The following is a 24,872-nucleotide window of genomic DNA, read 5'->3' as shown; positions in this document are numbered from 1 at the left end:
AACGACCCGTTGTTCGACTTCGCGGTCCCGGCTTGCTTTGATCTCGCGGGTGACTGGGAGATCGCTGGGGCGACGGTTCGGCTGGTTGTGGGCGGCGTACGCGGCGAGCGCGTTCGGCACCAGATTCGCGTTCGACGCGTTCAGCCTCATCGCCATCGTGGTGCTGGGCGCGGGCACCACCGAGGTCTCGCTGCTGGCGGCCGCCGGTCTCGTCGCGGGCGCCATGGTCGCGCTGCCGCTCGGCCCGTGGGTCGAGTTCCGCCGCAAACGGCCGGTGATGATCGCGATGGACCTGGTCCGCTGCGCGGCGCTGCTGACCGTCCCGGTGGCGTACGCGCTGGGATTGCTCGGCTTCGGTCAGCTTCTCGCGGTTTCGATCGTCGTCGCGGCGGCCGACATCACGTTCCTGGCCGCCGGCGGCGCTTTCCTGAAAACGCTGCTGCCGTCCGAGGACCTGCTCGTCGCGAACGCCCGCTTCGAATCGACGACCTGGACCGCGACCGTGCTCGGCCCGCCGCTCGGCGGCTTCGCCGTCGGGTTGTTCGGGCCGGTGATCACGATCGCCGCCGACGCGGTCAGCTATCTGTTGTCGGCGCTCGGGATCCGCGCGGTCGGCGGTTCGGAACCGCCACCCGCGAGGCGGGAAGGCCCCCGGTTGACCGGCCGCGACCTGCGGGAAGGGTGGCGGTTCATCCTCACCCATCCGTTGCTGCGGCCCTTGTTCGTCAACACGATCGTGGTCAACGGCTTGATCATGGCGACCGCTCCGCTGATGGCCGTCCTGATGCTCGGGCAACTCGGGTTCGCTCCCTGGGAGTACGCGGTCGCCTTCGCCGTGCCCTGTCTCGGCGGGCTGATCGGGGCGAGACTTTCCCGGATCGTGGTCGCCCGGCACGGCCGGGACCGTGTCCTCTTCGTCGCCGGTTGGCTGCGCGTCTGCTGGCCCGTCGGGCTGGTCTTCATCCAACCAGGGGTTCCCGGACTGATCCTGGTCATCGTCGTCGAACTCTGCCTGATCACCTGTATCGGCGTGTTCAACCCGGTGCTCGCCACCACCAGGCTCGAACAGGTGCCCCTCGACCGCGCGGCGCGCACGCTGTCGGCCTGGTCGATCGCCGGCAAGCTCACCACCGCGGCCCTGACCGCGCTGTGGGGACTGCTGGCCGCTTTCACCGGCCCGCGCGCCGCGGTCGGGATCGCCGGACTGCTCATGCTCGCGACGCCGCTCCTGCTCCCCCGAAATCGTCGGACCCTCGTGCCAGTATCGGCGCATGACGATCAAGAGGGTGGTTCCCAATCTGGAGAGCAAGTCGCTGGAGCAGACGAAAGCCTTCTATGAGCGAGTGCTCGGCTTCGAAGTGGTGATGGATCACGGCTGGATCGTGACACTGGCCGACCCGGACCGGCCCGAGGTCCAGCTGAGCCTGATGACCCATGACGAGACGGCACCCGTCGTCCCGGCCGCTTCGATCCAGGTCGACGACGTCGACGCGGCGTACGAGGAGGCGAAGGCGTCCGGTGCCGAAATCGTGCACGAACTGACTGACGAACCGTGGGGTGTGCGGCGGTTCTTCATGCGTGACCCCGACGGCCACGTGATCAACGTGCTGGCCCATCGCTGAAGTCGTTTCATCAGAATTTCATGACGCGTCCCTAACGTTCGAACACGCACCGTAATCGAACGAAGGGACGATGCATGAAGAAACTCAGGGGGGTCCTGGCGGCGGCCGCGCTGGCCGCCGGGCTGATCGGCGTCACCGCGTCGTCAGCCCAGGCAGACCAGGCGCATTACTACATCCTCATCGGCGGCACCTGCGACGGTGCCGCGACCGTGTACAACGACGCCTGGCTGCGGGGCGGGATCCGGAAGGTCGTCCATTACCCGGCCGGGGCCGCCGGACTGCCCAACTGCGACCAGACGCCGATGGACCAGAGCGTCGCGCGCGGGCACGAAGAAGCCCGTCGCGTGGTCCAGAGCTCCTTCGACGAGAACCCGGGTGCGGAGTTCACCGTCGTCGGCTACTCACAGGGCGCCCTGGTCGCGAACCTGGTGCTGAACGACATCGCCGACGGCAACCTGGGCGTGGACAAGTCGCGGTTCAGCGCGAAGATCTTCGCGGATCCGATGCAGCCCGTCGGTCCGCCGGGACGCGGGATCAGCGCGGTACTCCCGCCGGGGGCAGGGGCGCCGTCGCCGTTCGGCGGCTACGTGTCGTTCGGGCCCGGCCGCACCGAGTTCGGCGGTATCCCGTTCATCCGCTACTGCATCGAGACCGACGGTGTCTGCCACTTCGACACCATCGAAGCGCCGGGCGGGTATTTCGCCCAGCACCAGTGTTACCAGTGGGCCCGCCTCACGGATCACCGCTCGATCATGGAGGACACGATCGCGGACGGCGTGTACACCAACGGTTCGCACGCGTTGCCGCGGCAGAACTGCCGTCCGCCGTGGCCTACGGCGTGACCGGCTGAAGACGGCTGTCACCCGGTGCCCGATCACCGGGTGACAGCGGTTCGGGCGATGGCCCGCCCACAATGTCGTGGACGGGCCATCGTCGACTCAGCGGACCTGCTGCCCCTCGGGTGCGGGAGCGTGACCGATCGGCCGGGCGGTGAACGTGCCCCGGCCCTGGGTCCGGCTGCGCAGCCGCGTCGCGTAGCCGAACAGTTCGGCCAGCGGCACGGTCGCGGTGACCACGGTCGTCCCCGCGCGCGACGTCGAACCCAGCACCCGGCCGCGGCGGGCGGCCAGGTCGCCGAGCACCACGCCGACGGCGCTTTCGGGCACGGTGACGGTCACTTCGACGACCGGCTCCAGCAGTGTCATCGTGCCGGCGGCCAAAGCCGCCCGGAGCGCGAACCGCCCGGCCGTCCGGAACGCCATCTCCGACGAGTCCTTCGAGTGGGTGGCCCCGTCGGTCAGCGTGACTCGGACACCCGTCACCGGATGCCCGCCGAGCGGGCCTTCCGCCAGCGCGTCCCGGCAACCCGCTTCGACCGCGCGGACGTATTCGCGCGGCACCCGGCCACCGACCACAGTGGACCGGAACTCGAATTCCCCTTCCGCCAGCGGTTCCGTGTCGATGACGACGTGGGCGAACTGCCCGGCGCCACCGTCCTGTTTGACGTGCCGGTAGACGAAACCGGACACGCCGCGAGCGACCGTCTCACGGTAGGCGACCCGAGGCCGTCCGACGGCGACATCCAGCCCGTGGTCGCGCCGGATCTTCTCCACCGCCACCTCCAGGTGCAGTTCTCCCATGCCCGACAGCAGGGTCTGGCCGGTCTCGCGCTCGGCCCGGATGACCAGCGACGGGTCCTCCTCGACCAGCCGCGCCAGCGCCGACATCAGCCGTTCCGTGTCGGTTCCCGTCCGTGCCTCGACGGCGACCGAGACGACCGGATCGGCGGCGACGGGCGGCTCGAGCAGGAGTGGATCCGACGGCGCGCACAGCGTCGCGCCGGCACGGGCCGCCTTCAGCCCGACCACCGCGACGATGTCGCCCGCGACGGCACTGTCCACCCGAGTGTGCCGGTCCGCCTGTACCCGCAGGATGCGGCCGACGCGTTCACCGCGCCCGCTGCCCACGTCCATCACCGCCTCCGAAGTCCGGATCGTGCCCGAATACACCCGCAGGTACGTCAACCGCCCGGTGGCGGTCGAGGTCACCTTGAAGACCAGCGCCGCGAACGGCGCCGACGGATCGGCAGGCCGTTCCTGTGCCGTGCCTTCGTACTCACCTCGGACCGGCGGGACATCCGTCGGCGCCGGCAGGTACGCCACCACGGCTTCCAGCAACGGCTCCACCCCGCGGTTGCGGTAGGCCGAACCGCACAGCACCACGAGGCCGTCCCCGGTGCGGGTCAGCTCACGCAGCGCCGAGACCAGCGTCTCCGTCGAAACCGTCGACGAGTCGCAGAACTCCTGCAGCGCGGCAGGATGGAGCTCCGCGACACTCTCGTCGAGCTGACGACGACGCCGATTCGCTTCGTCCACAAGGGACTCCGGAACCGGGCCTTCCTCGGCCGTCTCGGCACCGTCGGCCCAGACGAGCGACCGCATCCGCAGCAGGTCGACGACGCCGACGAAACCGTCTTCGGCGCCGATCGGCAACTGGACCACCAGCGGACGCGGATGCAGCCGCTCCCGGATGGACTCGACGGCCGCGTCCAGGTCGGCACCCGCGCGATCGAGTTTGTTGACGAACGCGATCCGCGGTACGCCGTGCCGGTCGGCCTGGCGCCACACCGATTCGCTCTGCGGTTCGACCCCGGCGACGCCGTCGAACACCGCGATCGCGCCGTCGAGCACCCGGAGCGACCGTTCGACCTCGTCGGAGAAGTCGACGTGGCCGGGGGTGTCGATCAGGTTGACGCGATGACCGTCCCACGAACAGCTGACGGCGGCGGCGAAAATGGTGATGCCACGGTCTCGCTCCTGGGAATCGAAGTCGGTCACGGTCGTACCGTCGTGGACCTCACCCCTTTTGTAGGTGGTGCCGGTGACGTACAGGATCCGTTCGGTGAGGGTGGTCTTGCCCGCGTCGACATGGGCGAGGATGCCCAGGTTCCGGACGGCGGACAGGGGGACACGGTGCGGGTCGGTGCGCATGGCGCAGGCCTTTCGAGGTGGTCTCCGGAAACTCCGACGGCGCGATTCCGGCGAACGCGGACAGGCGCCCTCGCCGTTGCGGGGCAACGGGGAGAAGGCGCGAAAAAGTCAGGCGTTCACCAAGGGGCCGGTGCTAGCCGCGCGGCAGGCACCGGACGCGCGGAGACACGAGGATCACCTCGTACCGAGCCGAGGGGACGACGACGGCGTTGTGATGACGCACGGTCCTGTCCTTCCTCGCCGGGATGATTCGTGCCGAATATAGCCACCGGAGAAGTGGATCGCCTACGGGTTTTCCGCGGGTTCGGAGGAAACTGGGCGAGGACCGACCAGTTTCCGGCGGCGGCGGTGTCCATCCCTTCGAGAGACACCATCAGGAGGAAGGAGCCGGGCATGCGGGCGGACGAACTGCTGACCCTGGCGAAGACCGGTGACGGCGCGGCGTTCCGCGACCTCGTCGCGCCGTACCGCCGTGAGCTGCAGGTGCACTGCTACCGCATCCTGGGCTCCGTCCAGGACGCGGAGGACCTGCTGCAGGAGACACTCCTGGCCGCGTGGCGCGGGATCGACGCGTACGAACAACGCGCGTCGGTGCGGACCTGGCTGTACCGGATCGCGACCAACCGCTGTCTCAACGCGCTGCGGGCCGTCGATCGCCGCCCGCACGACTACGCGGCCTACCGACCGGAGGTCCCGTTGCCAGAGCCGTCGCGCCGCCGCCCGGAACCGAGCTGGCTGGAGCCCTACCCCGACCTCTTGCTCGACGAGATCGCCGATCAGGTGCCCGGGCCGGAGGCGCGCTACGAGGCCAGGGAGTCGATCTCGCTCGCGTTCCTGGCGGCGCTCCAGCAGCTACCGCCCAAACAGCGGGCGGTACTCGTGCTGCGGGATGTCCTCGGGTTCCGCGCCGCCGAGGTGGCGGGGATGCTCGACACCACCGAGAACGCCGTGACCAGCGCGCTGAACCGGGCGCGCACGGCGCTGGCCAAGGAGATGCCGGACGGCGGACGGGAGACCGCTCCCCTACCGGATTCGCCGCGAGAACGCCGGATCGTCGACGAGTTCGCCCGCGCCTTCGAGATCGGTGACGTCGAGGCCATCGTGGCGCTGCTGACCGACGACGCCTGGCTGACGATGCCGCCGCTCCCCCTGGAGTACCAAGGCCCGGACGCGGTCGGGCACTTCCTGGCGACCGTCGCGCTTCGCGACAACCGCCGGTACTCGCTGATCCCGACCCGCGCGAACGGCCAGCCCGCCTTCGGCTGCTACGTCCGCGACCCGAGGACGCCGATCTGCCACGCGCACGGCGTTCTCGTGCTGGAACTCGCGGGCGACCGGATCACCGCGGTGACCCGGTTCCTCGACAACTCGCTGCTCGCGGTGTTCGGGCTTCCCCGCTCGCTGCGCGACTGACCTTTCCCGCCCCCTTGGCCACGCCCCGACGGGCGTGCGCCCCGTCATGCCCGAAAACCAAGGAGAAATCTTGACCCCCAAACAGGCGTGGGTGCTGGCACTCGCCTCACTGGCGTCGTTCATGATGGCGCTCGACAGCCAGGTCGTGACGACGGCGCTGACCACCATCCGCCGGGATCTCTCGGCCTCGATCGAACAACTCGAATGGACCGTCAACGCCTACAACCTGAGTTTCGCGGTCCTGCTGCTGACCGGGGCGGCACTCGGTGACCGGTTCGGCCGCCGCCGCATGTTCGTCACCGGCCTCACGGTGTTCACGCTCGCCTCGGTGGGCTGCGCGATGTCGACGGACATCGGCACGCTGATCGTCGCGCGCACCGTGCAGGGCGTCGGCGCCGCGATGGTGCTGCCGCTGTCACTCACCCTGATCAGCGCGATCTTCCCGCCTGAACAGCGCGGTAAGGCGATGGGGCTCTACCTGGGGCTCACCGGGCTGGCGACGTTCAGCGGCCCGTTCATCGGCGGCGTCATCGCCGAGGGACTGGCCTGGCAGTGGATCTTCTGGCTCAACCTGCCGATCGGCGTCGCCGCCGTCCTGCTGACGCTTCGCCGCGTCGACGAGAGCGCCGGCCCGAACAACCGGTTGGACCAGGGCGGCGTCGTCCTGATGACGCTTGGATCACTCGGCATCGTGTGGGGTCTGGTCCGGGGGAACCTCGCGGGCTGGGGCAGCGCCGAGGTCCTTGGCGCGCTGATACTCGGCGTCGTACTGGTCATCGCCTTCGTGTTCTGGGAACGCCACAGCGAAGCCCCGATGCTGCCGATGCGGTTCTTCCGGCTGCGGGCCTTCTCCACGGCCAACGCGGCGAACTTCTGCGTCTTCGCCTCGCTGTACGGCACATTGTTCTTCCTGCCGCAGTATTTCCAGACCGCACAGGGTTTCGGGCCGTTCGAAGCGGGACTGCGGCTCATGCCGTGGACCGCGACCCTGATGATCTGTGCGCCTTTCGCGGGCAAACTGGCCGACAAGTACAGCGCGCGCACGTTCGTGGCCGCGGGACTGCTGCTCCAGACCATCGGCATGGGCTGGATCGTCCTGGTCGCCGGGCCCGGCACGAGCTACGCCACCCTGCTGCCCGGACTGATCGTCAGCGGTGTCGGCATCACCTCGGCCATGCCGGCCGCGCAACGTTCGGTCGTCGGTGCCGTGCGGCCGCCCGAAATCGGGCAGGCGTCCGGCGCGTTCATGATGTTGCGGATCTTCGGCGGGGTGTTCGGCGTGGCGGTGGCGGTCGCCGTCTTCACCGGTGCCGGCAGCCACGTGTCACCAGAGGAATTCGGCGGCGGGTTCTCGGCGGCGATGGGCGCTGTCGTCGCCTTCGCCTTCACCGGCATGCTGGTCGCCTTGGGCATGCCGGGAAGGCGACCGGCCGAAACACCGCGGGCACCCGCCCTGGCCGGTACCGATCGAGGAGGAAACCGATGACCGACCTGAACGCTCGCGCCGAGACGCTCCGCGGCCTGCACAGCGGGGAAATGCTCGTGTTGCCTAATGTCTGGGACGCGGCGAGCGCCGAGGTCGTGGCGGAGGCGGGCTTCCCCGCGATCGCCACCGCCAGTGCCGCCGTGTCGGCGATGCTCGGCTACCCCGACGGCGAAGGCGCGCCGTGGCAAGAGATGTTCGCGGCGGCGGGCCGGGTCGCCCGCGCGGTCTCCTTGCCGGTCACCGTGGACGCGGAAGCGGGATACGGCCTGGCACCGCGGGAATTCGTGGACCGGCTGCTGGAGACCGGCGCCGTCGGCTGCAACCTCGAGGACACCGATCACTCCTCGGGTGGGCTGGCCGACGCGGACGAGCACGCCCAGCGGCTCGCGGACATCCGCGCCGCGGCGACCGACGCGGGCGTCCCGATCGTCGTCAACGCCCGGGTCGACACGTTCCTGGGTGACCGCGGGATTCCCGAGCAGGACAGGCTCGCCGAGGCCGTCCGGCGAGGCAGGCTCTACCGGGAGGCCGGTGCCGACTGCGTGTACCCGATCGGCGTGCGACGGCGGGACGACCTCGCCGCACTGGTCACCGAACTCGGCTGCCCGGTGAACGGGAACGTCGGAGACGAACTGGACCTGGCCGCGCTCCGGGACCTCGGCGTGGCGCGGGTTTCCTACGGCCCCCGCTTCTATCGCGCGGCCTTGGCGGGGTTCAAAGAGGCCATCGCGAAGCTGGAAGGCTGAGCGCGGGTCGTGAGTAGCGATTCGTGTTCTAACCCGAATCGCCACTCACGACCGTGCCGGGCACTGTCGGCAGTGCTCACTCGCTCACTTGCAGAACGCGGTGTCCACCGTCGCCATCACGGCCGTCGCGCCCCGCTCGGCGTCACCGAAGGTTCCCGGCATCGCGGTCACCGCCAGCCCGACCGTCCGGCCGTCTTCGGTGGCCCCGCCGCGCGTCTCGAACCCGTGGATGTCCCCGCCGTGGCCCCAGTACACGCCACCGCAGCTGAGCGGGTTGCTCACCAGGCCGAGGCCGTAGCGACTCCCCGGGAACAGCGGGGCGTCCACCGTCTTCCGCATCTCGGCCAGCTGCTCGCGCGGGAGCAACCGGCCGTCGAGCAGCACGCGGAAGAACTTCGCGAGGTCGCTCGGCGTCGAGATCAGCTGACCGGCCGCACCGCCCCAGGAAGGGTCCAGCTCGGTCGCGTCGACCACCACGCCGGTGGCGGCGCTGCCGATCGCGTAACCCTGCGGATGACGCCCTTGGATGGTCTGGTCGCCGACCTGCGGCCAATAGGTGTGCTCCAGGCCGGCCTTCCTGATGACGCGCTCGGTGATCTGTTCTTGCACGGGGCGCCCGGTCACCTTCTCGATCACCATGCCCGCCAGCAGGTATCCCGTGTTGCTGTACTCCCATTTGGTGCCGGGGGCGAATTTCGCCGGATGGGCCAGTGCCGCGGCGAGCAGGTCGTGCGGCTGGAAGAACCTGTGCCGGAGCGTCTCGAACTCCTGCACCCCGATGTGCTCGGTGTAGTTCGGGAGCCCGCTGGTGTGCTGAAGCAGCTGCCGGATGGTGATCTTGGTGGCGTCGATGCCCTCGCCGCGCACGAGTCCCGGCAGGTACTTCTCGATCGGCGCGTCCAGTTCCACCTTGCCTTCCGCCACCAGCTGGAGGACGGCGACAGCGGTGAACGTCTTGGTGTTGCTGCCGGCCCGGACCGAACCGTCGCGCGGGACCGGGACCTGACGCTCGATCCGCGAAGAACCCGCGACCAGCGACGTCGTGCGGCCCCGGTTGGTCACCGACGCCAGCGCCGCCGGGAACTTCTCCTGGCTCACCAGCGCGTCGAGGCTCTTCCGCAGCTCGGATCCCTGGGGCGGGCCCGCCTGTGCCGCGGTGGTCCACGCGGTACCCATCAGCCCCGCCACCGTCAGGACCACGACTCCCCTGCGCACCGTCATGGTGGTCTTGCTCGTCATTCGCACTCCTTCGTCGGCCGGATCCACACAGACGACGATGGTCGATTCAGGCACGAAGATCAGGAGTGCGGTCTACCGGATTCCGGGTAGCGCTGGCGCTACCCCTGCTTCCGGAAAACTTTTTCGGTCCAGAATTCGTCCCACCATTGTCCGCGCGGGATCCGGCTGGTTAAGGTTCAGTTCGGTAAGTGGACTAGACCACCTGAGGCCGGGAGGCGACGATGCCCCTCGACGAGCAGCAGACCTGGGCGATGCTGCGCGAGCTCGATGAACCCGGCCATTGGGAGGTGCCACACGACTTCGACGGACCCGCCGAACGGGCTCGATTCGAGCGACTGGCCCAACGGCTCGGCCGACGCTTCGACTGCGTCTGCGAAGTCGACCGGCACGTCCAGGACGCCAGCCACCTCGGCAGGATCGTGATCCCGGCGAGCGCGACCTCGGCACCGGACCATCTGACCGTCACGGTCAGCAACTTCGGCGGCCTCGTCGCGGTGACACTGGGAAATCCCGGCAGTTACGACGAGGACGAGGAACGACACTTCTTCCCCGCGGCGGAACGAAGACGGATCGAAGACGAACTGGAAGCACTCGGCTACCTGCCCGTCTCCGAACATCCGCTGTGGACGAAGTACACCGGCATCAGCGGTTTCGACACCCTCTATCCCCCGGACCGGCCGCCGTCGTGGTGGGACCGGTTCTTCGACTACCTCTAGGCGTCGACCGGCGAAAGCGCGTCGGCGACCTCGGCCGCGTTCGGCGCACTGATCAGCAACTCGTCGAAGTTCAGCCCAGCGGCGGAGCGGTCGATCTCGACCCGCAACGCCGGCACCCTCCCGCGAACCGAAACCAGCTGCCGCGATCCTGTCCCCAGGCCCCAGTGGCCCACCTTCACCACGCCGCTGACCAGGAATCCGGCGCGCCCTCCGCGCGTCCGCCTCAACGGCGCTTCGACCCGCTCGACGGCCTTGATCGCCGACGGCGGAACCACCACCTCATCACGGAACACGGCCAACCGTTCCCATGCCGTGAACCTCACGCGCAACCCGCCACCGGCGATGTCCATCGTCGCCATCCCGACCACCTTCTGTCTATTTCTAGCTGTTGTAGTTGTTATAGCAAGTGTATAGCAGATATCCTGATCTTGTGCTGCTGACACTTGACCTCGACAGCGAGGTGCCGATCTACCAGCAGATCCGCGACCGGATCGTCGAAGCGATAGCCGACGGCGTGCTGACCGAGGGCAGCACCCTGCCCTCCACCCGGCAGCTCGGCGCCGACCTCGGGATCAACTTCCACACCGTCAACAAGGCCTACGATCTGCTGCGGACGCAGGGGTTCATCCGGATCAACCGCAAGACCGGCGCCGTCGTCCGGCGGGACGCGGCCACCGGTCCGGCCGAGGACGGTTACGCGGACGAGTGGCAGGAGCGGCTCCGCACGTTGCTCGCCGAGGGCGTCGCGCTCGGCCTGACACCGCGTGAGGTGACCGGCCGGTGCGAGACCGTGCTGGACGCGTTCGCCGTCAAAGGCGGGGCCCGGCCATGACCACGCCGATCTGGCTGAACCTCGCCCTGATCGCGTTCGTCGGGGCGGCCTTCGGCTCGGCTCCCGCACTGGCCCGGCCGACCCTTCCGTTCGGCGTCCGGATTCCGGCCGGGCGCACCGAAGATTCCGTCGTGGCCCAGGTCCGGCGCCGGTACAACCGAGACCTCATGGCCGCCGTCGCTCTCGCCATCGTCGCCGTGATGCTCCTGCCGGTTTTCGGCTGGACACCGCGAATCGACGTCGTCCTGATCGCGTTCCTCGTGGTCTGCTCACTGCTCGGAAGCCGGGCACACCGGGCGATCGTCGCCGCGAAACGGGATGGCGGATGGTACGCCGGGACGCGGCAAGCGGTCGTCGCCGACACGTCGCTGCGCGCCGACCCGGTGCGTCCACAGTGGATTCTCCTGGCGCCCGCCGCCGGAATCTCGGCGATCACCGCGGTCATCGGCCCGGTCGTGGGCGCGGAGGACCACTCCACCGTCTTCGCGCAATTCCTGATCGTGGCGCTGGTCGCGCTGCTGGCCGTCGCGATCTCCCGTGCCCGGCCCGAAATCGACGCGGCCGGGCCGGCACGGTCGGCCGTCCGGTACCGCGAATACCTTCATGGCGTCCTCAGCCTGGTGCTGATCTCCGCCGGCTGCGTCGCCACGACCCTGCTCGTCGTTTCTCTGCGGCGCTGGGGCGTCTTCGAGGAGACCGTGGCGATCACGATCGTCGGCTATCTGCCGCTGGCCGCCGCGTTTCTCGCGTGGATCGTCTTCGCCATCCGGACCGGCGACGCCGGGCACCGGCTGTCCCCGGCGGGCGACGCACCGGAAACCCGGTACGAACAGCGCGACGACGACCGCTACTGGCACGCGGCCGGAATGGTCTATCTGAACCGGAACGATCCGGCGCTGCTGGTGCACCGGCGGGTCGGCACGTACTGGACGCTCAACCTCGGGCATCCGATCGCCTGGGTGGTACTCGCCGCGGTCGCCGTGCTCGGTGTGCTCACCGGGCTCGGCATCGTCACGCTGCCCGAGAAGGGCGCCTGATCACAGGGCGTTACCCTGAGGCAATGACGTCGCACAAGACCCCTCAAACGATGAAGCCCGCGACAGCGGCGAAGAAGCTGGGTGTTTACCTGGAGGCCACCCCGGCGGAGTTCCAGGAGGGTGTCGTCTCCCGCGACGAACTGAACGCGTTGCAGGCCGAGCCGCCCGAGTGGCTGCGCGAGCTGCGCCGCAACGGGCCGCATCCGCGTCCGGTCATCGCGGCGAAGCTGGGCATTTCCATCAGTGGCCTGGCACGAGGCGGGATCACCGAGGCCCTCACCACCGAGCAGATCGAAGAGATCAAGACCGCCGCCCCGGATTGGCTGAAGCGGGAGCGCGAGACCCACGCCGAGGTCCGCAAGGAAGAGGCGCGCGTCAAGGCCGCCCGTAGCGAGAACTAGCCGCGGCGGCGCCGCTTCCCGCCTTTGGGGGCCCCGCGCTTCCCAGGCTGCGGCTTCCGGCCGGCGGTCTGGGGGCGCTTGCTCTTCGCCGGAGCCTGCTTCTGCTTTTCCTGAGTCTGCTTTTCCGGGGTCTGCTGCCGCCCCCGGGTGCTGTTGACCGTCCGGCCACGGACGATCCCGATGAACTGTTCCATCAGGTCGGTGGTCTCGTCCTCCGGCCAGGACAACGCGACGCCGGATTCGGGCGTGCCGGAGATCGGGCGATAGGTCAGGTCGCGACGGTGATGAAGCCGCGCGAGGGACTGCGGGACGACGAGGAGCCCGACCCCGGCGGCGACCAGTTCGATGGCGTCCGCCGTCGTGGCCGGGCGATCCAGCGCGGGTTTCCCCGGCGGCCGCTCCCAGTCCAGTGTGTCGTCGAGCGGGTGCAGCACGACGTCGTCGGCGATGTCGTCGACGGAAACCTCGTCCGCGGCCGCGACCAGGTGATCCTTGGGAACGACGACCACCGTGGTCTCGGTGTAGAGCGGGATCGCGTGCAGGCCGGTGCGATCGATCGGGAGCCTCAGCAGGACGGCGTCCACCTCGCGGTCCCGGACCAGCGCGGCGGCCTCGGCGGCGGTCGTCTGGACGAGTTCGAGCGGCACGTCAGGCGACCGCTCGTTCCAGATCCGGACCCACTTCGAGGGCGTCACGCCGGGGACGTACGCGAGCTTGAAGGAGAGAGGTACGTCCGGGCCGGTCATGGGGGCAAGGTTACCGGGAGTATCGGCGGCGGCCTCCGGGGCCGGTGGTGACGGTCTTCGCGGCGCTCGGGATCCCTCATTTCCACGCATCCCTTAGGTCTTTCGGCCTGTTTTCGGCAGTCCGGGTAACAGGGTTCGCGAACGGCTCGACTCGTGGTGGAAGGCGTCCGCGGGGGGCGCTGAAAACGAAACGAGCGACTCAGATGAGCTTTCCGCCCACGATGCCACCTGCTCCGGAACCTTCGAAGAAGCGGAAGAAATGGCCTTGGGTCACCGGCGCCGTCGTCGCGGTCCTGCTGATCGCCGCGGTGGCCAACGGCGGCAAGACCGATAACCCTGGGCGCACAGTGGCCAGCGGATCGGCCTTGACCAGCGCGCCCGCCGTGACCACTACAGATCCCGCTGTCGCTGCCTCGGTGAGCTCTGCGGCCGAAGCCGCCCAACAGTCCGTTTCGCGATCGTTCGCCGAGTCGTCCAGCCGCTCATCGGAGGCGGAGCGGAAGTCGTCCGAAGCCGCGATCGCCCAGCGGAAAGCGGACGACGAAGAGGCGAGCAAAGCACGCAAGATCACCTATAGCGTGAGCACCACCGGATCAGGCATCTCGTCCGTCACCTACCTGAAGCCCGGCTTCAACATTTCCCAGGAGACGAACATCAAAGGCAAGAAATGGTCCAAGACCATCGAGTCCGAAGATTCGGCTGTCGGAATCAACATGAACGCACAGAACGCAGGTGGCGGCACCATCACCTGTCGGATCAGCCGGGGCGACGGCACCACCGTCGCCGAGAACAGCAGCTCCGGTGCCTACGCCGTGGTGAGCTGCGGCTGATGACCTGCCCACGGCGGGTGAACCCGGTAACGGCCAGGCCGTGAAGGACTCCTTGAGGGACTCTGAGTCCCTCAAGGAGTCCTTCACCCGTACGTCGCCAATTCGTGGCGACGACCCTGACGACACGGGTCGACCCCGGTTCGTCCATGAAGGAATCGGGACACTCAACTCAACGTCCCAATTCCTTCATGGACGCGGGCACCACACTCCACGCATGAGGCGGTTACGGAGCCCAGGCCGCCGAGACCGCCCAGGTCACGTCCTGGTCGTACGAGACCGGGTTGTCGAACGGGTGGCCACCGCCGCTGGTGGCGACGAAGACCTCCTCGGCGTAGTGCCGCATGTTCGTGCCCAGTTCGTTGACCGACGCCAGCCGTACTCCACCGGCTCCTGGCTGGGCGCAGAACGTCGCGTCCTTCCGGAACAGGTCGGTGTTGTCGTTCCGGGCGAGGCGGACCCGGAAGTCCGCGTGCCGCAGGAACTGGCCCGGATAGTTCCGCGCCTCCAGCGAGTAGCACGACGGGTCCGCGAGCCCGCGCCGCACGACGAACGTCGCGTCCGCCTTCAGCAACGCCGCGCTCGACGCGTTCACCACGTCCGTCCGCGCGAGGCCGTCACGGTGCCGCAGGTAGCGGTCGGTGTAGCCCGGCGTGGTCACCCGGAACGAGCGCGTCTGGTCCAGCGGCAGGTCGGCGCCGCTGCGCCACAGCGGGACCGAGGACGCCCACGTCGTGTCCGCCGCGAAACTCACCGGGGTGTCCCACGGGTTCGCCCCGCCGCTGCGCGCGAGATAAACGGTCTCGGCGTAGTGGCGGATGTACGCGCCGGGCTGGTTGAACGACTCCAGCGCCGTACCGCCCGCGCCCTCCCGCGCGCAGAACGTGGCGTCCGCGGCGAACAGGGCCGAACCGTCGTTCGCGTCCTTCCGGATCCGTGACGACGCGTGCCGCAGGAAGTGCCCGGGATAGTTCCGCGATTCGAACGACAGGCACGACGCGTCCGCGAGACCCTGGCGGGCCCAGAACGTCGCGTCCTTCTTGCCGACGTCCGCGCTGCCCTCACCCAGAACGTCGGTCCTGACGAAGTCGTCCTGGTGCCGCAGGTACCGGTCGGTGTACCCGGCGCTGGTGACCCGCAGCGACACGAGTTCGCCCCGGCCCACCTCCGTGCCCTTGGCGATGGCGAGCACCTTCTGGTTGATCTCGCGTACCCGCGCCTCGGTCATTTTCAGCACGCGGCGGTCGTAGGTGTAGAAACCGTTGACCTCGTTCTCGACGTCGTACGGCTCGGTGTAGACCGACGCGGAAAGCCCGCGTCCGTGCACGAACCGCCCGACCTGTTTGGTGATCTCCACGTACCGGTTCGTCAGCGACGTCTCGTCCGGGTACAGCGCGCCGTACGCGAAGCCCTTGCCTGGCTCCCATTCGTGCCCGGTCACGCGTCTGCCGAGGCCGCCGTACTCGCCCAGCACCGCGACCCGCCGCGCGTCCGGCGGTCTCGTCCCGGTGGAGACCTGATACGCGTGGTCGTCGATCACGTCACCGTTGCCCGGATCCGGATCGGACACGCAGCAATTCGAGCCGGAGTTGTGGTTGATCAACCGGGTGCCGTCGATCGAGCGGACCAGGTCCACGATGCGCCCGGCCTCGTACTCTCCCCAGCCTTCGTTGAACGGGACCCACTGCACGATCGACGTGATGCCCTTGTGCTGCTCGATCATCCGCCGTAGCTCGGACTCGTAGTTCGCGTGCCCGTTCGGGACTTCGTCGATCGAGTCCAGTGCGGGCATGTCCTGCCAGACCATCAGCCCCAGCCGGTCGGCGTGGTAGAACCACCGCGCGGGCTCGACCTTGATGTGCTTGCGGACCATGTTGAAGCCCAGCGCCTTCTGGCGTTCGAGGTCGAACCGCAGTGCCTCGTCGGTCGGCGCGGTGTAGATGCCGTCCGGCCAGTAGCCCTGGTCCAGCGTCCCCAGCTGGAACACGAACTTTCCGTTGAGCAGCGGGCGCATCACGCCGCCCACCATCGCCTTGCCCAGCGAGCGCATCCCGAAGTAGCCCGTGACGACGTCGCCACCGGGCAACCGCACGCGCAGGTCGTAGAGGAACGGGTCGTCCGGTGACCACAGCCGCGCGTTCGGCACGGGGACCCGGATATGCGAGCCCACCGTTCCGCTCGCGGTGCCGACCACTTGACCGCCCGAGAGGACTTCGGCGGTCGCCTGCTGCCCGGGAGTGCCTTGCACGACAAGATCGAGCGCGCCGCCGGGGACGTCGGGGGTGGTGTCGAGCCGGGTGACGTGCTCGGCCCGGACCGGTTCCAGCCAGACGGTCTGCCAGATGCCCGACGCCGCCGTGTAGAAGATGCTTTCGGGGATCTTCCGCTGCTTCCCGACCGGGTACCGGCTGCCGTCGACCGGCGACGAGACGCCGACGACGATCTCGTTCTCCCCCGCCTTCAGCGCCGGGGTGATGTCGAACGAGAACGCGTCGAAGCCGCCGGTGTGGCTCCCGATCGACGTCCCGTTGACCCAGACCCTGGTCTCCCAGGTGACCGCGCCGAAGTTGAGCTTCACCCGTCGTCCGTCCCATGTGGACGGAACGGTGAAGGTACGGCGGTAGAACATGTTGTCCTCATGCCGTTTGATCCCCGACAGCATCGACTCGATCGGGTAAGGCACGAGAACGTTCTCGCTCAGCGGTCTGCCGATCGGTGGCGAGTTCAGGTTCGGCGCTCCGGTGAAGCCCCAGGTCCCGTTGAGGTTGAGCCATTCCGACCGCACCAGCTGCGGACGCGGGTACTCCGGCAGCGCGTTCGACGGTGAGACCTGGTCCGTCCACGGGGTGGGGAGCGGGACGGGAGCGGCTTGGGCGACGGGAACGAGCGTCGTGGCGGCGGCCAGCAGGCCCGCCACGACACTCAGGACGCGCGCCGTTCTTCGGTGCATGCGATCTCCCCTATCTCCGGGCGGTCGTGCGCGCCAGCGACCGCTGCAGGACAACGACCACCAGCAGGAACGCACCGCTGACCACCGATTGGTAGTTGCTGTCGAGAGTTCCTATCTGGTTGATGACGTTCTGGATGACCGTTCGGATGCCCACACCGATGACCGTTCCGAGAATCGTGCCCATCCCGCCGGTCAGCAGGGTGCCGCCGATGACGACGACGGAGATGGCGTCCAGTTCGAGACCGACCCCGATCACCGTGACGCCGGATTGCAGGTAGGCCGCGGTGAGCGCGCCCGCGAGGCCGGAGAGGACGCCGCTCATCACGTAGACGGTGACCTTGGTGCGCGCCACCGGCAGCCCCATCAGCTTCGCGGACTGCTCCGAGCCGCCGGTCGCGAATACCGACTGCCCGAACCGGGTCCGCCGCAATACCAGCCCGCCGAGCAGGCACAACGCCGCCGCGATGAACACCGGGTAGCCGAAGCCGAAGAGCGTGCCACGGCCGAGTTCGACGAACGCCTCGCCCTCCGGGATCTTGTAGGTCGTCGCGCCTTCGCTGGTGATCGCGAGCAGCAGCCCTCGGGCGAACAGCAGGGACGCCAGCGTGACGATGAACGGCGCCATCCCGGTTTTCGCGACCAGGAGCCCGTTGATCAATCCGATGAGCCCGCACACCGCCAGCGGCAGCAGCAGCGCCACGAGGAAACCCCACTGCGACCCGTAGGCGGCGAGGACCCCGCCGAGCGCGTAGACCGAACCCACCGACAGGTCGATCCCGCCGGTGATGATCACGAAGGTCATCCCGAGCGCGATGATCGCGAGGAACGAGCTCTGCAACGCGATGTCACGCAGGTTGTCCAAGCTGCCGAACCGCGGGAACAGCAGCCACGCGACGGCGACCATGAGCACCAGTGCGATCGCCGCGCCTTGTTTCTGCAGCACTCCGGCCATCAGCTCGCGCCGGGTGGAGTCCTGAGCGGCCATCGTGGGCGCCGCGGTCATCGGCTGCTCCGTTCCCGTGCGACGTAGACCGCGCCGACGATGATCGCGGCCTGGACCATCTGCGCGGTCGAATCCGGCAGGTTGTGCTTGATGAGCGTGGCGCGGACGAGCTGCATGAGCAGCACGCCCATCACCGTCCCGAGGATGCGGACCCGCCCGCCGGTCAACGGGGTGCCGCCGACGACGACCGCGGTGATCGCGGACAGTTCCATCAGCAGTCCGGCGTCGGCGGGGTCACCGGCGCCGAGCCGCGCCGTCGAAAGGACCCCGGCCAGCGCCGCGAGCAGCCCGCAGATCGCGTAGACGCCGATGAGGACGCGGTTGACCGGCAGGCCGGCGAGCACGCTGGCCCGCCGGTTGCCGCCGATCGCGACCAGCCGCCTGCCGAACGCCGTCTTTCCGACCAGTGCCGCCACCAGCACCGCCAGGATCGCCGCGATGAGCACGCTCACCGGGATCCCGAGCACCTCGCCTGTGCCGAGCGCGAGGAATACCTCGTCGTGCAGCTGGATGAGCTGGCCGTCGGCGAGCACCAGCGCGAGGCCGCGCCCGCCGACCAGTAGGGCGAGTGTCGCCACGATCGGCTGGATCCCGACTTTGGCCACGAGCACACCGTTGAACGCTCCCGCCGCCAGCCCCGCCGCGAGGGCGATGGCTACCGCGGGCAACGTCCCGTACCCGAGGTAGAGCGGGACGAGCGCGGCCGACAACGCCATCACCGCGCCCACCGACAGGTCGACGCCCTCGGTGCCGATCACCAGCGCCATCCCGAGCGCGACCACCAGCACCGGCGCGGCCTGGATGAGCTGGGTGCGGAAGTTGCCGACGGTCAGGAAGTTCGCCGTGAACGCGATGTTGAACAGCACCAGCGCGACGACGGCGACGTACACGCCGTACTCCTGCAGCCAGCGCGCCACCCGGGTCCGGTCCACCGTCTTCCCCGTGTCCGTCATGGTGATTCCCGGATCCTCTGTTCTTCGCTGGGTGCTAGTCATCCGTGTCCCCGCCCGAAGCGATCGCGGCCAGCACGTGGTCCTGGGTCAGCTGCTCCCCCGCGAGTTGCCCGACCACCGCGCCGTCTTTCAGCACGACCAGGCGGTCGGCGCCGTCGAGGAGTTCCTCCATCTCCGAGGAGATCAGCAGGACGGCCAGCCCCTCGCGGGCCAGTTCGTCGATCAGTGCCTGCACCTCCGCCTTGGCTCCGACGTCGATACCCCGCGTCGGCTCGTCGAGCAGCAGCACCCTGGGTTCGGTGCACAGCCACCGGGCGAGCAGCACTTTCTGCTGGTTGCCGCCGGAGAGTTCGGCGACCTTCTGTTCGGGACTGGACACCTTGATGCGCAGGCGTTTCACGAAGGTGTCGACGATCCGGTCCTGCCGGGCACGGCTGACCAGTCCGAAGCGGGACAGCTTCGGCAACGCGGCGAGGACGATGTTCTCCCGCACCGAAAGATGCGGGATGATGCCCTCGGTCTTGCGGTCTTCGGCGAGCATGCTCACTCCCGCCCGCATCGCCGCCGCCACATTCCCTCGCGCGACCGGCCTTCCACCGACGAGGACGGTGCCGCCGGACAACGGCAGGTCGCCGACGATGGCCCGTGCGGTCTCGGTGCGGCCGGAGCCGAGCAGCCCGGCCAGCCCGACGATCTCGCCGGGCCTGATCGACACCGAAACGTCCGCCAGCCGATTGCCGCTGGTCAGGTTCTCCGCGCGCAGCACGGGTTCCCGTCCCGCCTCGTGGTCTCCCTCGAAGGCCGTCGCACCGTGGGTGCGGATGTCGCCGACGCTGCGGCCGAGCATCATCGACACCAGTTCCAGCCGCGGCAGCTCCGCGAGCGGTCCGGTGTGGACCCGCTTGCCGTCCCGCAGCACCGTCACGCGGTCGCAGATCCGGTACAGCTCGTCCATGCGGTGACTGACGTACACGATCGCGATCCCGCGTTCGTGCAGCCTGCCGATGACCTCGAACAACGTCTCGACCTCACGCGGTTCCAAAGAGGACGTCGGCTCGTCCATGATCACGACGTCGGCGTCGACCGACACCGCGCGCGCCAGCGCGACCATCTGCTGCGCGCCCACCCCGAGTGTCCCGAGTGGACGGCGGACGTCGGTGTCGATGCCGTAGTCCTTCAGCAGCGCCGCCGCGTCGGCGTTCATCCGCGCCCAGTCCACCAGACCGAACCGCTTCCTCGGCTCGCGGCCGAGGTACACGTTGCTCGCCACGCTCATCAGCGGGATGAGATTGACCTCCTGGTAGATCGTGGAGATCGCGCCCCGCGCGTGGATCGTGCCGGAATCCGGCCGGTGCACACCGGTGAGCACCTTGATCAGCGTCGATTTGCCGGCGCCGTTCTCCCCCACCAGCGCGTGCACCTCGCCCGGCCGCAGTGCGAACGACACGTCGTCGAGCGCGCGTACCCCGGCGAAGGTCTTCGTCACGCCTTCGACCTCGAGAACCGGTTCCATCGTCAGTACGCGTTCCCGAGCTTCTGCGCCGCGTTCGCCGAGTCGTACTGGTCGTCGGAGATCACCACGGTCGGCGGGATCTCCTTGCCGGCGGCGAAATCCTGCAGCGTGGAGAAGGCGAGCGGGCCGAAGCGCGGGTTGGACTCGATCACCGCGTTGTAGCTGCCGTCGGCGATCAGCTGGACGGCGTTGCGGGTGCCGTCGATCGAAACGATCTTGACGTCCTTGCCCGGCGTCTTGCCCGCGGCCTTGAGCGCGGTGACCGCGCCGATGCCCATCTCGTCGTTCTCGGCGTAGACGGCGGTGATCTCGGGGTTGCTCTGGATGAGCTGCTCCATGACCGCCTGGCCCTTGGAGCGGTCGAATTCACCGGTCTGCTCGGCGACGATCGAGATCCCCGGCGTCGAGGCGATCTCGTCCTTGAAACCCTTGGTGCGGTCGGTGGTCACGTTGTTACCGGACGCGCCGAGCAGGATCGCGACCTTGCCGGTGCCACCGGTCGCCTTCACCATCTCCTTCGCCGCACGCTTGCCCTGTTCGACGAAGTTCGAGCCGATGAAGGTCAGGTAGTCGCCGCAAGGCTGCGACGTGACCTTGCGGTCGATCGTGATGACCGGGACCTTCTTGGCCTTCGCCGCGCCGAGGGCGGGCTGCAGGCCGTCGGAGTTCAGCGGTGCCACGATGAGCAGCTGCGCACCCCGGTCCAGCAACGACTTGATGTCGCTGACCTGCTTGTTGAGATCGCTCTGCGCGTTGGTGACCAGGAGTTTGTCCCCCGGGATACCGAGTTTGGCGGCTTCGTCCTTGATGGACTGGGTTTCGGCGATCCGGAACGGGTTCGCCTCCTTCTCCGACTGGGAGAAGCCGATGACCGCGTTCTTCACGTCCACCTGCGGATAGCCGATCTTCTCGCGGGCGCATCCCGGCCCAGCGGCCTGGCTCGGCGCCGCCGAAGCGGCCGGTCCCGCCCCCGACGGGGCGGTTTGCTGGTTCTCGCGGCTGGTGCAGGCCGTCAGCGCGAGCGCGAGGCCGGTCGCCAGGAGCAGGGTGCGGCGGATGGGCAGGGACATCGATCGCTCCTCGGGGAAGTCGAGCACATGGATCGGCGGTGACCCATGTCACTCATCAGGACGATGCCAGATTTACATCGTTGGTACAACGTTGTAAATCCGCCGTTCGCGCGGCTAGGCTGTGCCGGATCTGTGCCAGGGATCCGTGGAGAGGGGAGCGAGGGTGGCCACGCTCAAGGACGTCGCCAAGCTTGCGGGCGTCTCGGTCAAGACCGTGTCGAACGTGGTCAACGGCTACGACTTCGTCAAACCGGAGAACCGCCGCCGGGTCGAGGAGGCGCTGGCGTCGACCGGCTACCGGCCCAATCTCGGTGCCCGCAACCTCCGCCGCGGCCGGACCGGGTTCCTCGGGCTGATGCTGCCCGAACTGAGCATCCCGTACTTCGGCGAACTGGCCGGCCTGGTGCTGCAGGCGGCGCAAGAGCACGAGTGGAACGTCCTCATCGAACAGACCCTCGGCACCAGGGAGCGCGAGCGCAACGCGCTGTCCACGCTGGGGCCGCATCTGATCGACGGTGCGATCATCAGTCCGGAAGCGTTGCACACCAACGACTTCGAGGACCTGGCGCCAGGCGTACCGCTGGTGATGCTCGGCGAGCACGTCATCGACGTCCCGATAGACCACGTCGGGATCGACAACGTCCAGGCCGCCCGGATCGCGGTCCGGCACCTGATCTCCTTGGGGCGTCGCCGAATCGCGGCGATCGGTGCGCATCCGCAGCGACACACCGCCGCACAACGGCTCGAGGGCTACCACTCCGCGCTCGAAGAGGCCGGGCTCGCGCCCATTCCGGAACTGGTCCTGCCCGCGCTGCGCTACCACCGTGCCAACGGCGCCGAGGCGATGGCGCATCTGCTCGCGCTGCCGGAACCGCCCGACGCGGTGTTCTGCTTCAACGACCTTCTCGCCATCGGCGCCCTTCGCGCCGCGGCCGAGCGCGGCGTCCAGGTGCCTTCGGACATGGCGATCGTGGGCTTCGACAACAACGAGGAGAGCGCCTACAGCCTGCCCTCGCTGACGACGATCGCCCCGGACAAGGCGGCGATCGCGCGGGCCGCGGTCGACCTCCTGCGCCGTCGCATCGCGGGCGGAAGCGACCTCGCACCCGAGGACGTCCAGACGCCCTTCTCGCTGGAGATCCGGCACAGCACCATCGCCTGACCCGCGTTTAGTCCTCTGAATGCGGTAGTTGCGCGTGCAAGGACCGCATCCAGAGGACGAAACGCGGGGGTTACGCGCGGCGGATCGCTTGCGCTGGTGTCGCGGGGTCGAGCATTGTGTGTCCGTGAACCGGGCCCTGGCCGTGCTGACCGTCGTCGCGTACGTGACGTTGCCACTCGGCTCGGCCAGGTACGAGACGCTCGTGCTGCCGACACTCCTTGTCGGGCTCGTCTACGCCGGGATCGCGATCGCCGGCTTCCCGTGGGTCCAGAAACGCGGCCGCGCGTTCGCCATCGCGTACGTCTGCGTGCAGTTACCTCTCGGCTTCACGCTGTTCTCGCTTTCGGGCGCCGCCGTCGGCGCGATCCTGCTGCTCGTCGTCCTGATCTCCCAGACCGTCCTGCTGTTGCCTCTGCCGGCGGCGTTCGGCGTCGCGGTGGTGATCCCGCTGATCCACCTCGGAATGGATCCGCTGGACGGGCTGCGGGAAGGGTTGGGGACGCTGGCGGTCATGGTCTTCGCCGCCGTGGTGACCGAGTTGGTCCAGCGGGAGAAGCGGGCGCGGGAGGAACTGGCCGAGGCGCATGAACGGCTGCGCGACTACGCGGCGCAGGCCGAACAACTGGCGACCACACAGGAGCGCAACCGGCTCGCACGCGACATCCACGACGGGCTCGGTCACCATCTGACCGTCGTGCAGATGATGCTGCAGGCCGCCAGGGCGGTGATCGGCACCGCGGACACGGACCGCGTCGACACGATGCTCGCCAAAGCGCAGGACCAAGCCAGGGAGGCGCTCGCAGAGGTCCGCCGTTCGGTGTCGGCGTTGCGGGAACCGCGCTCCGAACCGCTCACGGACACCTTGCGGGCCTTGGCCGACGAGGCGTCCGCGGCCGGAGTGCCGACCAGGTTCGAGGTCAAAGGCACGGCGCGGGACGCCCGCGTCGAGGTGGAGGAGTCGCTGTTCCGGGCGGCCCAGGAGGGACTGACCAACGTGCGCAAACACGCGCGCGCCAAAACCGCGACCGTGGTGCTCGACTACGCCGCCACGGATCTGGTCCGGCTCGAAGTCCGCGACGACGGCCTCGGCCTGGACGGGGATTCCCCGCACGGCAACGGATTCGGCCTCGTCGGTCTCCGGGAACGGGTGACAGGGCTCGGCGGGCGGGTCGCCGTGGACTCGGCCCAAGGGCACGGCCTGACGCTGACCGTGGAGGTGCCGGGATGAGTGTTCGCGTGCTGATCGTGGACGACCAGGCGCTGTTCCGCGAAGCTCTGGCGACCCTGCTGGAGGTCCAGCCCGAGATCGAGGTCGTCGGCGAGGCGGCCGACGGGGAACAGGCCATCCGGCTCTGCGCCGAACTCCGCCCCGACGTCGCGCTGATGGACCTGCGGATGCCGGTTCTTGACGGAATCGCGGCCACCACCCGGCTGCGCGCCGAGCAACCGGGAGTCCGGGTGCTCGCGCTGACCACGTTCGACGACGACGAGGACGTCTTCGCCGCGCTGCGGGCGGGTGCCGTCGGCTATCTGCTCAAGGACGTCTCGTCGACGCGGCTGGTCGAAGCACTTGTCGCGGCCCAACGAGGCGAGTCGGTGCTTCAGCCGTCGGTGGCGGCCAAACTCGTGGCCAGGGTGGCCCAGTTGCCCGCCGAACCACGCCCCCAGCCGCTGGTCACACCGCTTTCCGAGCGGGAACTGGAAGTGGTCCGGCTGCTCGCGGGCGGCCACAGCAACCGGGAGATCGCGAACAAGCTGTTCCTCGCCGAGGGAACGGTGAAGAACCTGGTGACGAGTGTGCTGTCCAAGCTTCAGGTGCGGGATCGGACCCAAGCCGCCCTGCGCGCCAGGGAACTCGGCCTGTTCTGAGGCGTGGTGGGCCGGGTTGGTCGTGAGTGGCGATTCGTGTTCTATTGAGAGGTCACCCAAACGTGGCGAGCCCCGGCGTGGGTCCGGACCGGCTGACGGGAGCGGGGACGGCGACTGGCCTGTCCACAAAGGACCCTATTTGCACGGGTAAGTGTCCAACTTGGGCGGTATGCGTGGTTTCGCGAGGGGGTCGTGAGTGCGAAGTAGGGTTCTATTGAGGGGAAAGTCAAACGTGTCGTGTCGCGGGCTGTGGTCGCTGCTGCCTACGCGTTTCCCTGGTGGTGAAGGCTTCCTTGC

General features: G+C 68.7%; 23 protein-coding genes. 14 read left to right on the top strand and 9 right to left on the bottom strand.

Going from position 1 to position 24,872, the window contains the following annotated elements:
• The first annotated feature begins 49 nt into the window (after window positions 1–49).
• The 3 genes from ACZ7KI_RS28175 (at window position 50) to ACZ7KI_RS28165 (ending at window position 2,464) form a co-directional block, all read left to right on the top strand.
• Window positions 50–1,339, top strand: coding sequence for an MFS transporter (locus ACZ7KI_RS28175; RefSeq protein WP_470276075.1), 1,290 nt, complete (start codon window positions 50–52; stop codon window positions 1,337–1,339).
• A complete protein-coding gene (locus ACZ7KI_RS28170) occupies window positions 1,272–1,622 on the top strand; it encodes a VOC family protein (protein ID WP_470276074.1) in 351 nt (116 codons plus the stop codon). The genes ACZ7KI_RS28175 and ACZ7KI_RS28170 overlap by 68 nt, the downstream gene beginning before the upstream one ends.
• A 74-nt stretch (window positions 1,623–1,696) precedes the next feature.
• The gene (locus tag ACZ7KI_RS28165) at window positions 1,697–2,464 is read left to right on the top strand and encodes a PE-PPE domain-containing protein (RefSeq protein WP_470276073.1); all 768 of its coding nucleotides are present in this window, start codon (window positions 1,697–1,699) and stop codon (window positions 2,462–2,464) included.
• Window positions 2,465–2,560: 96 nt separating this feature from the next.
• On the opposite strand, the gene fusA is transcribed toward ACZ7KI_RS28165, so the two are convergent.
• Complete coding sequence (gene fusA / locus ACZ7KI_RS28160; RefSeq protein ID WP_470276072.1) at window positions 2,561–4,612, bottom strand: elongation factor G; 2,052 nt, start codon at window positions 4,610–4,612, stop codon at window positions 2,561–2,563.
• 393 nt (window positions 4,613–5,005) lie between these two features.
• Between fusA and ACZ7KI_RS28155 the strand changes: the two genes are divergently transcribed.
• From ACZ7KI_RS28155 to ACZ7KI_RS28145, 3 genes are all read left to right on the top strand, one after another.
• Complete coding sequence (locus ACZ7KI_RS28155) at window positions 5,006–6,025, top strand: sigma-70 family RNA polymerase sigma factor (protein ID WP_470276071.1); 1,020 nt, start codon at window positions 5,006–5,008, stop codon at window positions 6,023–6,025.
• 70 nt (window positions 6,026–6,095) lie between these two features.
• Window positions 6,096–7,511 (top strand): MFS transporter, encoded by a 1,416-nt coding sequence (locus ACZ7KI_RS28150; protein WP_470276070.1) that lies wholly within the window; start codon window positions 6,096–6,098, stop codon window positions 7,509–7,511.
• The gene (locus ACZ7KI_RS28145; protein WP_470276069.1) at window positions 7,508–8,257 is read left to right on the top strand and encodes an isocitrate lyase/PEP mutase family protein; all 750 of its coding nucleotides are present in this window, start codon (window positions 7,508–7,510) and stop codon (window positions 8,255–8,257) included. The genes ACZ7KI_RS28150 and ACZ7KI_RS28145 overlap by 4 nt, the downstream gene beginning before the upstream one ends.
• 84 nt (window positions 8,258–8,341) lie before the next feature.
• Here ACZ7KI_RS28145 and ACZ7KI_RS28140 read toward each other — a convergent pair whose 3' ends face one another.
• Window positions 8,342–9,478, bottom strand: a complete 1,137-nt coding sequence (locus tag ACZ7KI_RS28140; RefSeq protein ID WP_470276116.1) for a serine hydrolase domain-containing protein — start codon at window positions 9,476–9,478, stop codon at window positions 8,342–8,344.
• A 239-nt stretch (window positions 9,479–9,717) separates the two neighbouring features.
• Here ACZ7KI_RS28140 and ACZ7KI_RS28135 point away from each other — a divergent pair, with 239 nt between their 5' ends.
• Window positions 9,718–10,212, top strand: a complete 495-nt coding sequence (locus ACZ7KI_RS28135) for a hypothetical protein (protein WP_470276068.1) — start codon at window positions 9,718–9,720, stop codon at window positions 10,210–10,212.
• Here the strand turns inward: ACZ7KI_RS28135 and ACZ7KI_RS28130 are convergent.
• Complete coding sequence (locus ACZ7KI_RS28130; RefSeq protein WP_470276067.1) at window positions 10,209–10,571, bottom strand: hypothetical protein; 363 nt, start codon at window positions 10,569–10,571, stop codon at window positions 10,209–10,211. The two genes, ACZ7KI_RS28135 and ACZ7KI_RS28130, sit on opposite strands and share 4 nt — an antisense overlap.
• Before the next feature lie 71 nt (window positions 10,572–10,642).
• On the opposite strand from ACZ7KI_RS28130, the gene ACZ7KI_RS28125 reads away from it, so the two are divergent.
• The 3 genes from ACZ7KI_RS28125 to ACZ7KI_RS28115 are packed head-to-tail and all read left to right on the top strand — an operon-like array spanning window position 10,643 to window position 12,482.
• Window positions 10,643–11,044: a GntR family transcriptional regulator gene (locus tag ACZ7KI_RS28125; protein WP_470276066.1), complete on the top strand. Its 402-nt coding sequence runs from the start codon at window positions 10,643–10,645 to the stop codon at window positions 11,042–11,044.
• The gene (locus ACZ7KI_RS28120; RefSeq protein WP_470276065.1) at window positions 11,041–12,081 is read left to right on the top strand and encodes a DUF1648 domain-containing protein; all 1,041 of its coding nucleotides are present in this window, start codon (window positions 11,041–11,043) and stop codon (window positions 12,079–12,081) included. The genes ACZ7KI_RS28125 and ACZ7KI_RS28120 overlap by 4 nt, the downstream gene beginning before the upstream one ends.
• A 50-nt stretch (window positions 12,082–12,131) precedes the next feature.
• Entirely contained in the window at window positions 12,132–12,482 is a 351-nt protein-coding gene (locus ACZ7KI_RS28115) for a DUF5997 family protein (protein WP_201769679.1), read from the top strand.
• Here the strand turns inward: ACZ7KI_RS28115 and ACZ7KI_RS28110 are convergent.
• Window positions 12,479–13,228 (bottom strand): LysR family substrate-binding domain-containing protein, encoded by a 750-nt coding sequence (locus ACZ7KI_RS28110; protein ID WP_470276064.1) that lies wholly within the window; start codon window positions 13,226–13,228, stop codon window positions 12,479–12,481. The genes ACZ7KI_RS28115 and ACZ7KI_RS28110 overlap by 4 nt on opposite strands.
• A gap of 47 nt (window positions 13,229–13,275) precedes the next feature.
• On the opposite strand from ACZ7KI_RS28110, the gene ACZ7KI_RS28105 reads away from it, so the two are divergent.
• Window positions 13,276–14,058 carry an MmpS family transport accessory protein gene (locus ACZ7KI_RS28105; protein WP_470276063.1) on the top strand — a complete coding sequence of 261 codons (783 nt, stop codon included), beginning with the start codon at window positions 13,276–13,278 and terminating at the stop codon, window positions 14,056–14,058.
• Between the two features lie 223 nt (window positions 14,059–14,281).
• On the opposite strand, the gene ACZ7KI_RS28100 is transcribed toward ACZ7KI_RS28105, so the two are convergent.
• The 5 genes from ACZ7KI_RS28100 to ACZ7KI_RS28080 are packed head-to-tail and all read right to left on the bottom strand — an operon-like array spanning window position 14,282 to window position 21,544.
• Window positions 14,282–17,005, bottom strand: a complete 2,724-nt coding sequence (locus ACZ7KI_RS28100; protein ID WP_470276062.1) for an AbfB domain-containing protein — start codon at window positions 17,003–17,005, stop codon at window positions 14,282–14,284.
• Between the two features lie 10 nt (window positions 17,006–17,015).
• Entirely contained in the window at window positions 17,016–18,008 is a 993-nt protein-coding gene (locus ACZ7KI_RS28095) for an ABC transporter permease (RefSeq protein ID WP_470276061.1), read from the bottom strand.
• Window positions 18,005–18,961, bottom strand: a complete 957-nt coding sequence (locus tag ACZ7KI_RS28090; RefSeq protein WP_470276060.1) for an ABC transporter permease — start codon at window positions 18,959–18,961, stop codon at window positions 18,005–18,007. The genes ACZ7KI_RS28095 and ACZ7KI_RS28090 overlap by 4 nt, the downstream gene beginning before the upstream one ends.
• 34 nt (window positions 18,962–18,995) lie before the next feature.
• On the bottom strand, window positions 18,996–20,474 hold the full coding sequence (locus ACZ7KI_RS28085; protein ID WP_470276059.1) for a sugar ABC transporter ATP-binding protein: 1,479 nt from the start codon (window positions 20,472–20,474) through the stop codon (window positions 18,996–18,998).
• Window positions 20,475–20,476: 2 nt separating this feature from the next.
• Window positions 20,477–21,544 (bottom strand): ABC transporter substrate-binding protein, encoded by a 1,068-nt coding sequence (locus ACZ7KI_RS28080; protein WP_470276058.1) that lies wholly within the window; start codon window positions 21,542–21,544, stop codon window positions 20,477–20,479.
• 163 nt (window positions 21,545–21,707) lie between these two features.
• Here ACZ7KI_RS28080 and ACZ7KI_RS28075 point away from each other — a divergent pair, with 163 nt between their 5' ends.
• From ACZ7KI_RS28075 to ACZ7KI_RS28065, 3 genes are all read left to right on the top strand, one after another.
• Entirely contained in the window at window positions 21,708–22,706 is a 999-nt protein-coding gene (locus ACZ7KI_RS28075) for a LacI family DNA-binding transcriptional regulator (RefSeq protein WP_470276057.1), read from the top strand.
• Window positions 22,707–22,830: 124 nt separating this feature from the next.
• Window positions 22,831–23,934: a sensor histidine kinase gene (locus tag ACZ7KI_RS28070; RefSeq protein WP_470276056.1), complete on the top strand. Its 1,104-nt coding sequence runs from the start codon at window positions 22,831–22,833 to the stop codon at window positions 23,932–23,934.
• Window positions 23,931–24,575 (top strand): response regulator, encoded by a 645-nt coding sequence (locus tag ACZ7KI_RS28065; RefSeq protein WP_470276055.1) that lies wholly within the window; start codon window positions 23,931–23,933, stop codon window positions 24,573–24,575. Before ACZ7KI_RS28070 ends, ACZ7KI_RS28065 begins: the two co-directional genes overlap by 4 nt.
• Window positions 24,576–24,872 lie beyond the last annotated feature (297 nt).

The organism is Amycolatopsis sp. NPDC039088, from assembly GCF_055598845.1.
This window is presented reverse-complemented; position numbering and strand designations above follow the sequence as displayed.

Excerpts from the sequence above, each read along its gene's own strand:
- ACZ7KI_RS28170 (WP_470276074.1), top strand. The coding sequence starts at position 1,272 with ATGACGATCAAGAGGGTGGTTCCCAATCTGGAGAGCAAGTCGCTGGAG.
- ACZ7KI_RS28165 (WP_470276073.1), top strand. The coding sequence starts at position 1,697 with ATGAAGAAACTCAGGGGGGTCCTGGCGGCGGCCGCGCTGGCCGCCGGG.
- fusA (WP_470276072.1), bottom strand. The coding sequence starts at position 4,612 with ATGCGCACCGACCCGCACCGTGTCCCCCTGTCCGCCGTCCGGAACCTG.
- ACZ7KI_RS28155 (WP_470276071.1), top strand. The coding sequence starts at position 5,006 with ATGCGGGCGGACGAACTGCTGACCCTGGCGAAGACCGGTGACGGCGCG.
- ACZ7KI_RS28145 (WP_470276069.1), top strand. The coding sequence starts at position 7,508 with ATGACCGACCTGAACGCTCGCGCCGAGACGCTCCGCGGCCTGCACAGC.
- ACZ7KI_RS28140 (WP_470276116.1), bottom strand. The coding sequence starts at position 9,478 with ATGACGGTGCGCAGGGGAGTCGTGGTCCTGACGGTGGCGGGGCTGATG.
- ACZ7KI_RS28135 (WP_470276068.1), top strand. The coding sequence starts at position 9,718 with ATGCCCCTCGACGAGCAGCAGACCTGGGCGATGCTGCGCGAGCTCGAT.
- ACZ7KI_RS28130 (WP_470276067.1), bottom strand. The coding sequence starts at position 10,571 with ATGGCGACGATGGACATCGCCGGTGGCGGGTTGCGCGTGAGGTTCACG.
- ACZ7KI_RS28120 (WP_470276065.1), top strand. The coding sequence starts at position 11,041 with ATGACCACGCCGATCTGGCTGAACCTCGCCCTGATCGCGTTCGTCGGG.
- ACZ7KI_RS28115 (WP_201769679.1), top strand. The coding sequence starts at position 12,132 with ATGAAGCCCGCGACAGCGGCGAAGAAGCTGGGTGTTTACCTGGAGGCC.
- ACZ7KI_RS28110 (WP_470276064.1), bottom strand. The coding sequence starts at position 13,228 with ATGACCGGCCCGGACGTACCTCTCTCCTTCAAGCTCGCGTACGTCCCC.
- ACZ7KI_RS28100 (WP_470276062.1), bottom strand. The coding sequence starts at position 17,005 with ATGCACCGAAGAACGGCGCGCGTCCTGAGTGTCGTGGCGGGCCTGCTG.
- ACZ7KI_RS28095 (WP_470276061.1), bottom strand. The coding sequence starts at position 18,008 with ATGACCGCGGCGCCCACGATGGCCGCTCAGGACTCCACCCGGCGCGAG.
- ACZ7KI_RS28090 (WP_470276060.1), bottom strand. The coding sequence starts at position 18,961 with ATGACGGACACGGGGAAGACGGTGGACCGGACCCGGGTGGCGCGCTGG.
- ACZ7KI_RS28085 (WP_470276059.1), bottom strand. The coding sequence starts at position 20,474 with ATGGAACCGGTTCTCGAGGTCGAAGGCGTGACGAAGACCTTCGCCGGG.
- ACZ7KI_RS28080 (WP_470276058.1), bottom strand. The coding sequence starts at position 21,544 with ATGTCCCTGCCCATCCGCCGCACCCTGCTCCTGGCGACCGGCCTCGCG.
- ACZ7KI_RS28065 (WP_470276055.1), top strand. The coding sequence starts at position 23,931 with ATGAGTGTTCGCGTGCTGATCGTGGACGACCAGGCGCTGTTCCGCGAA.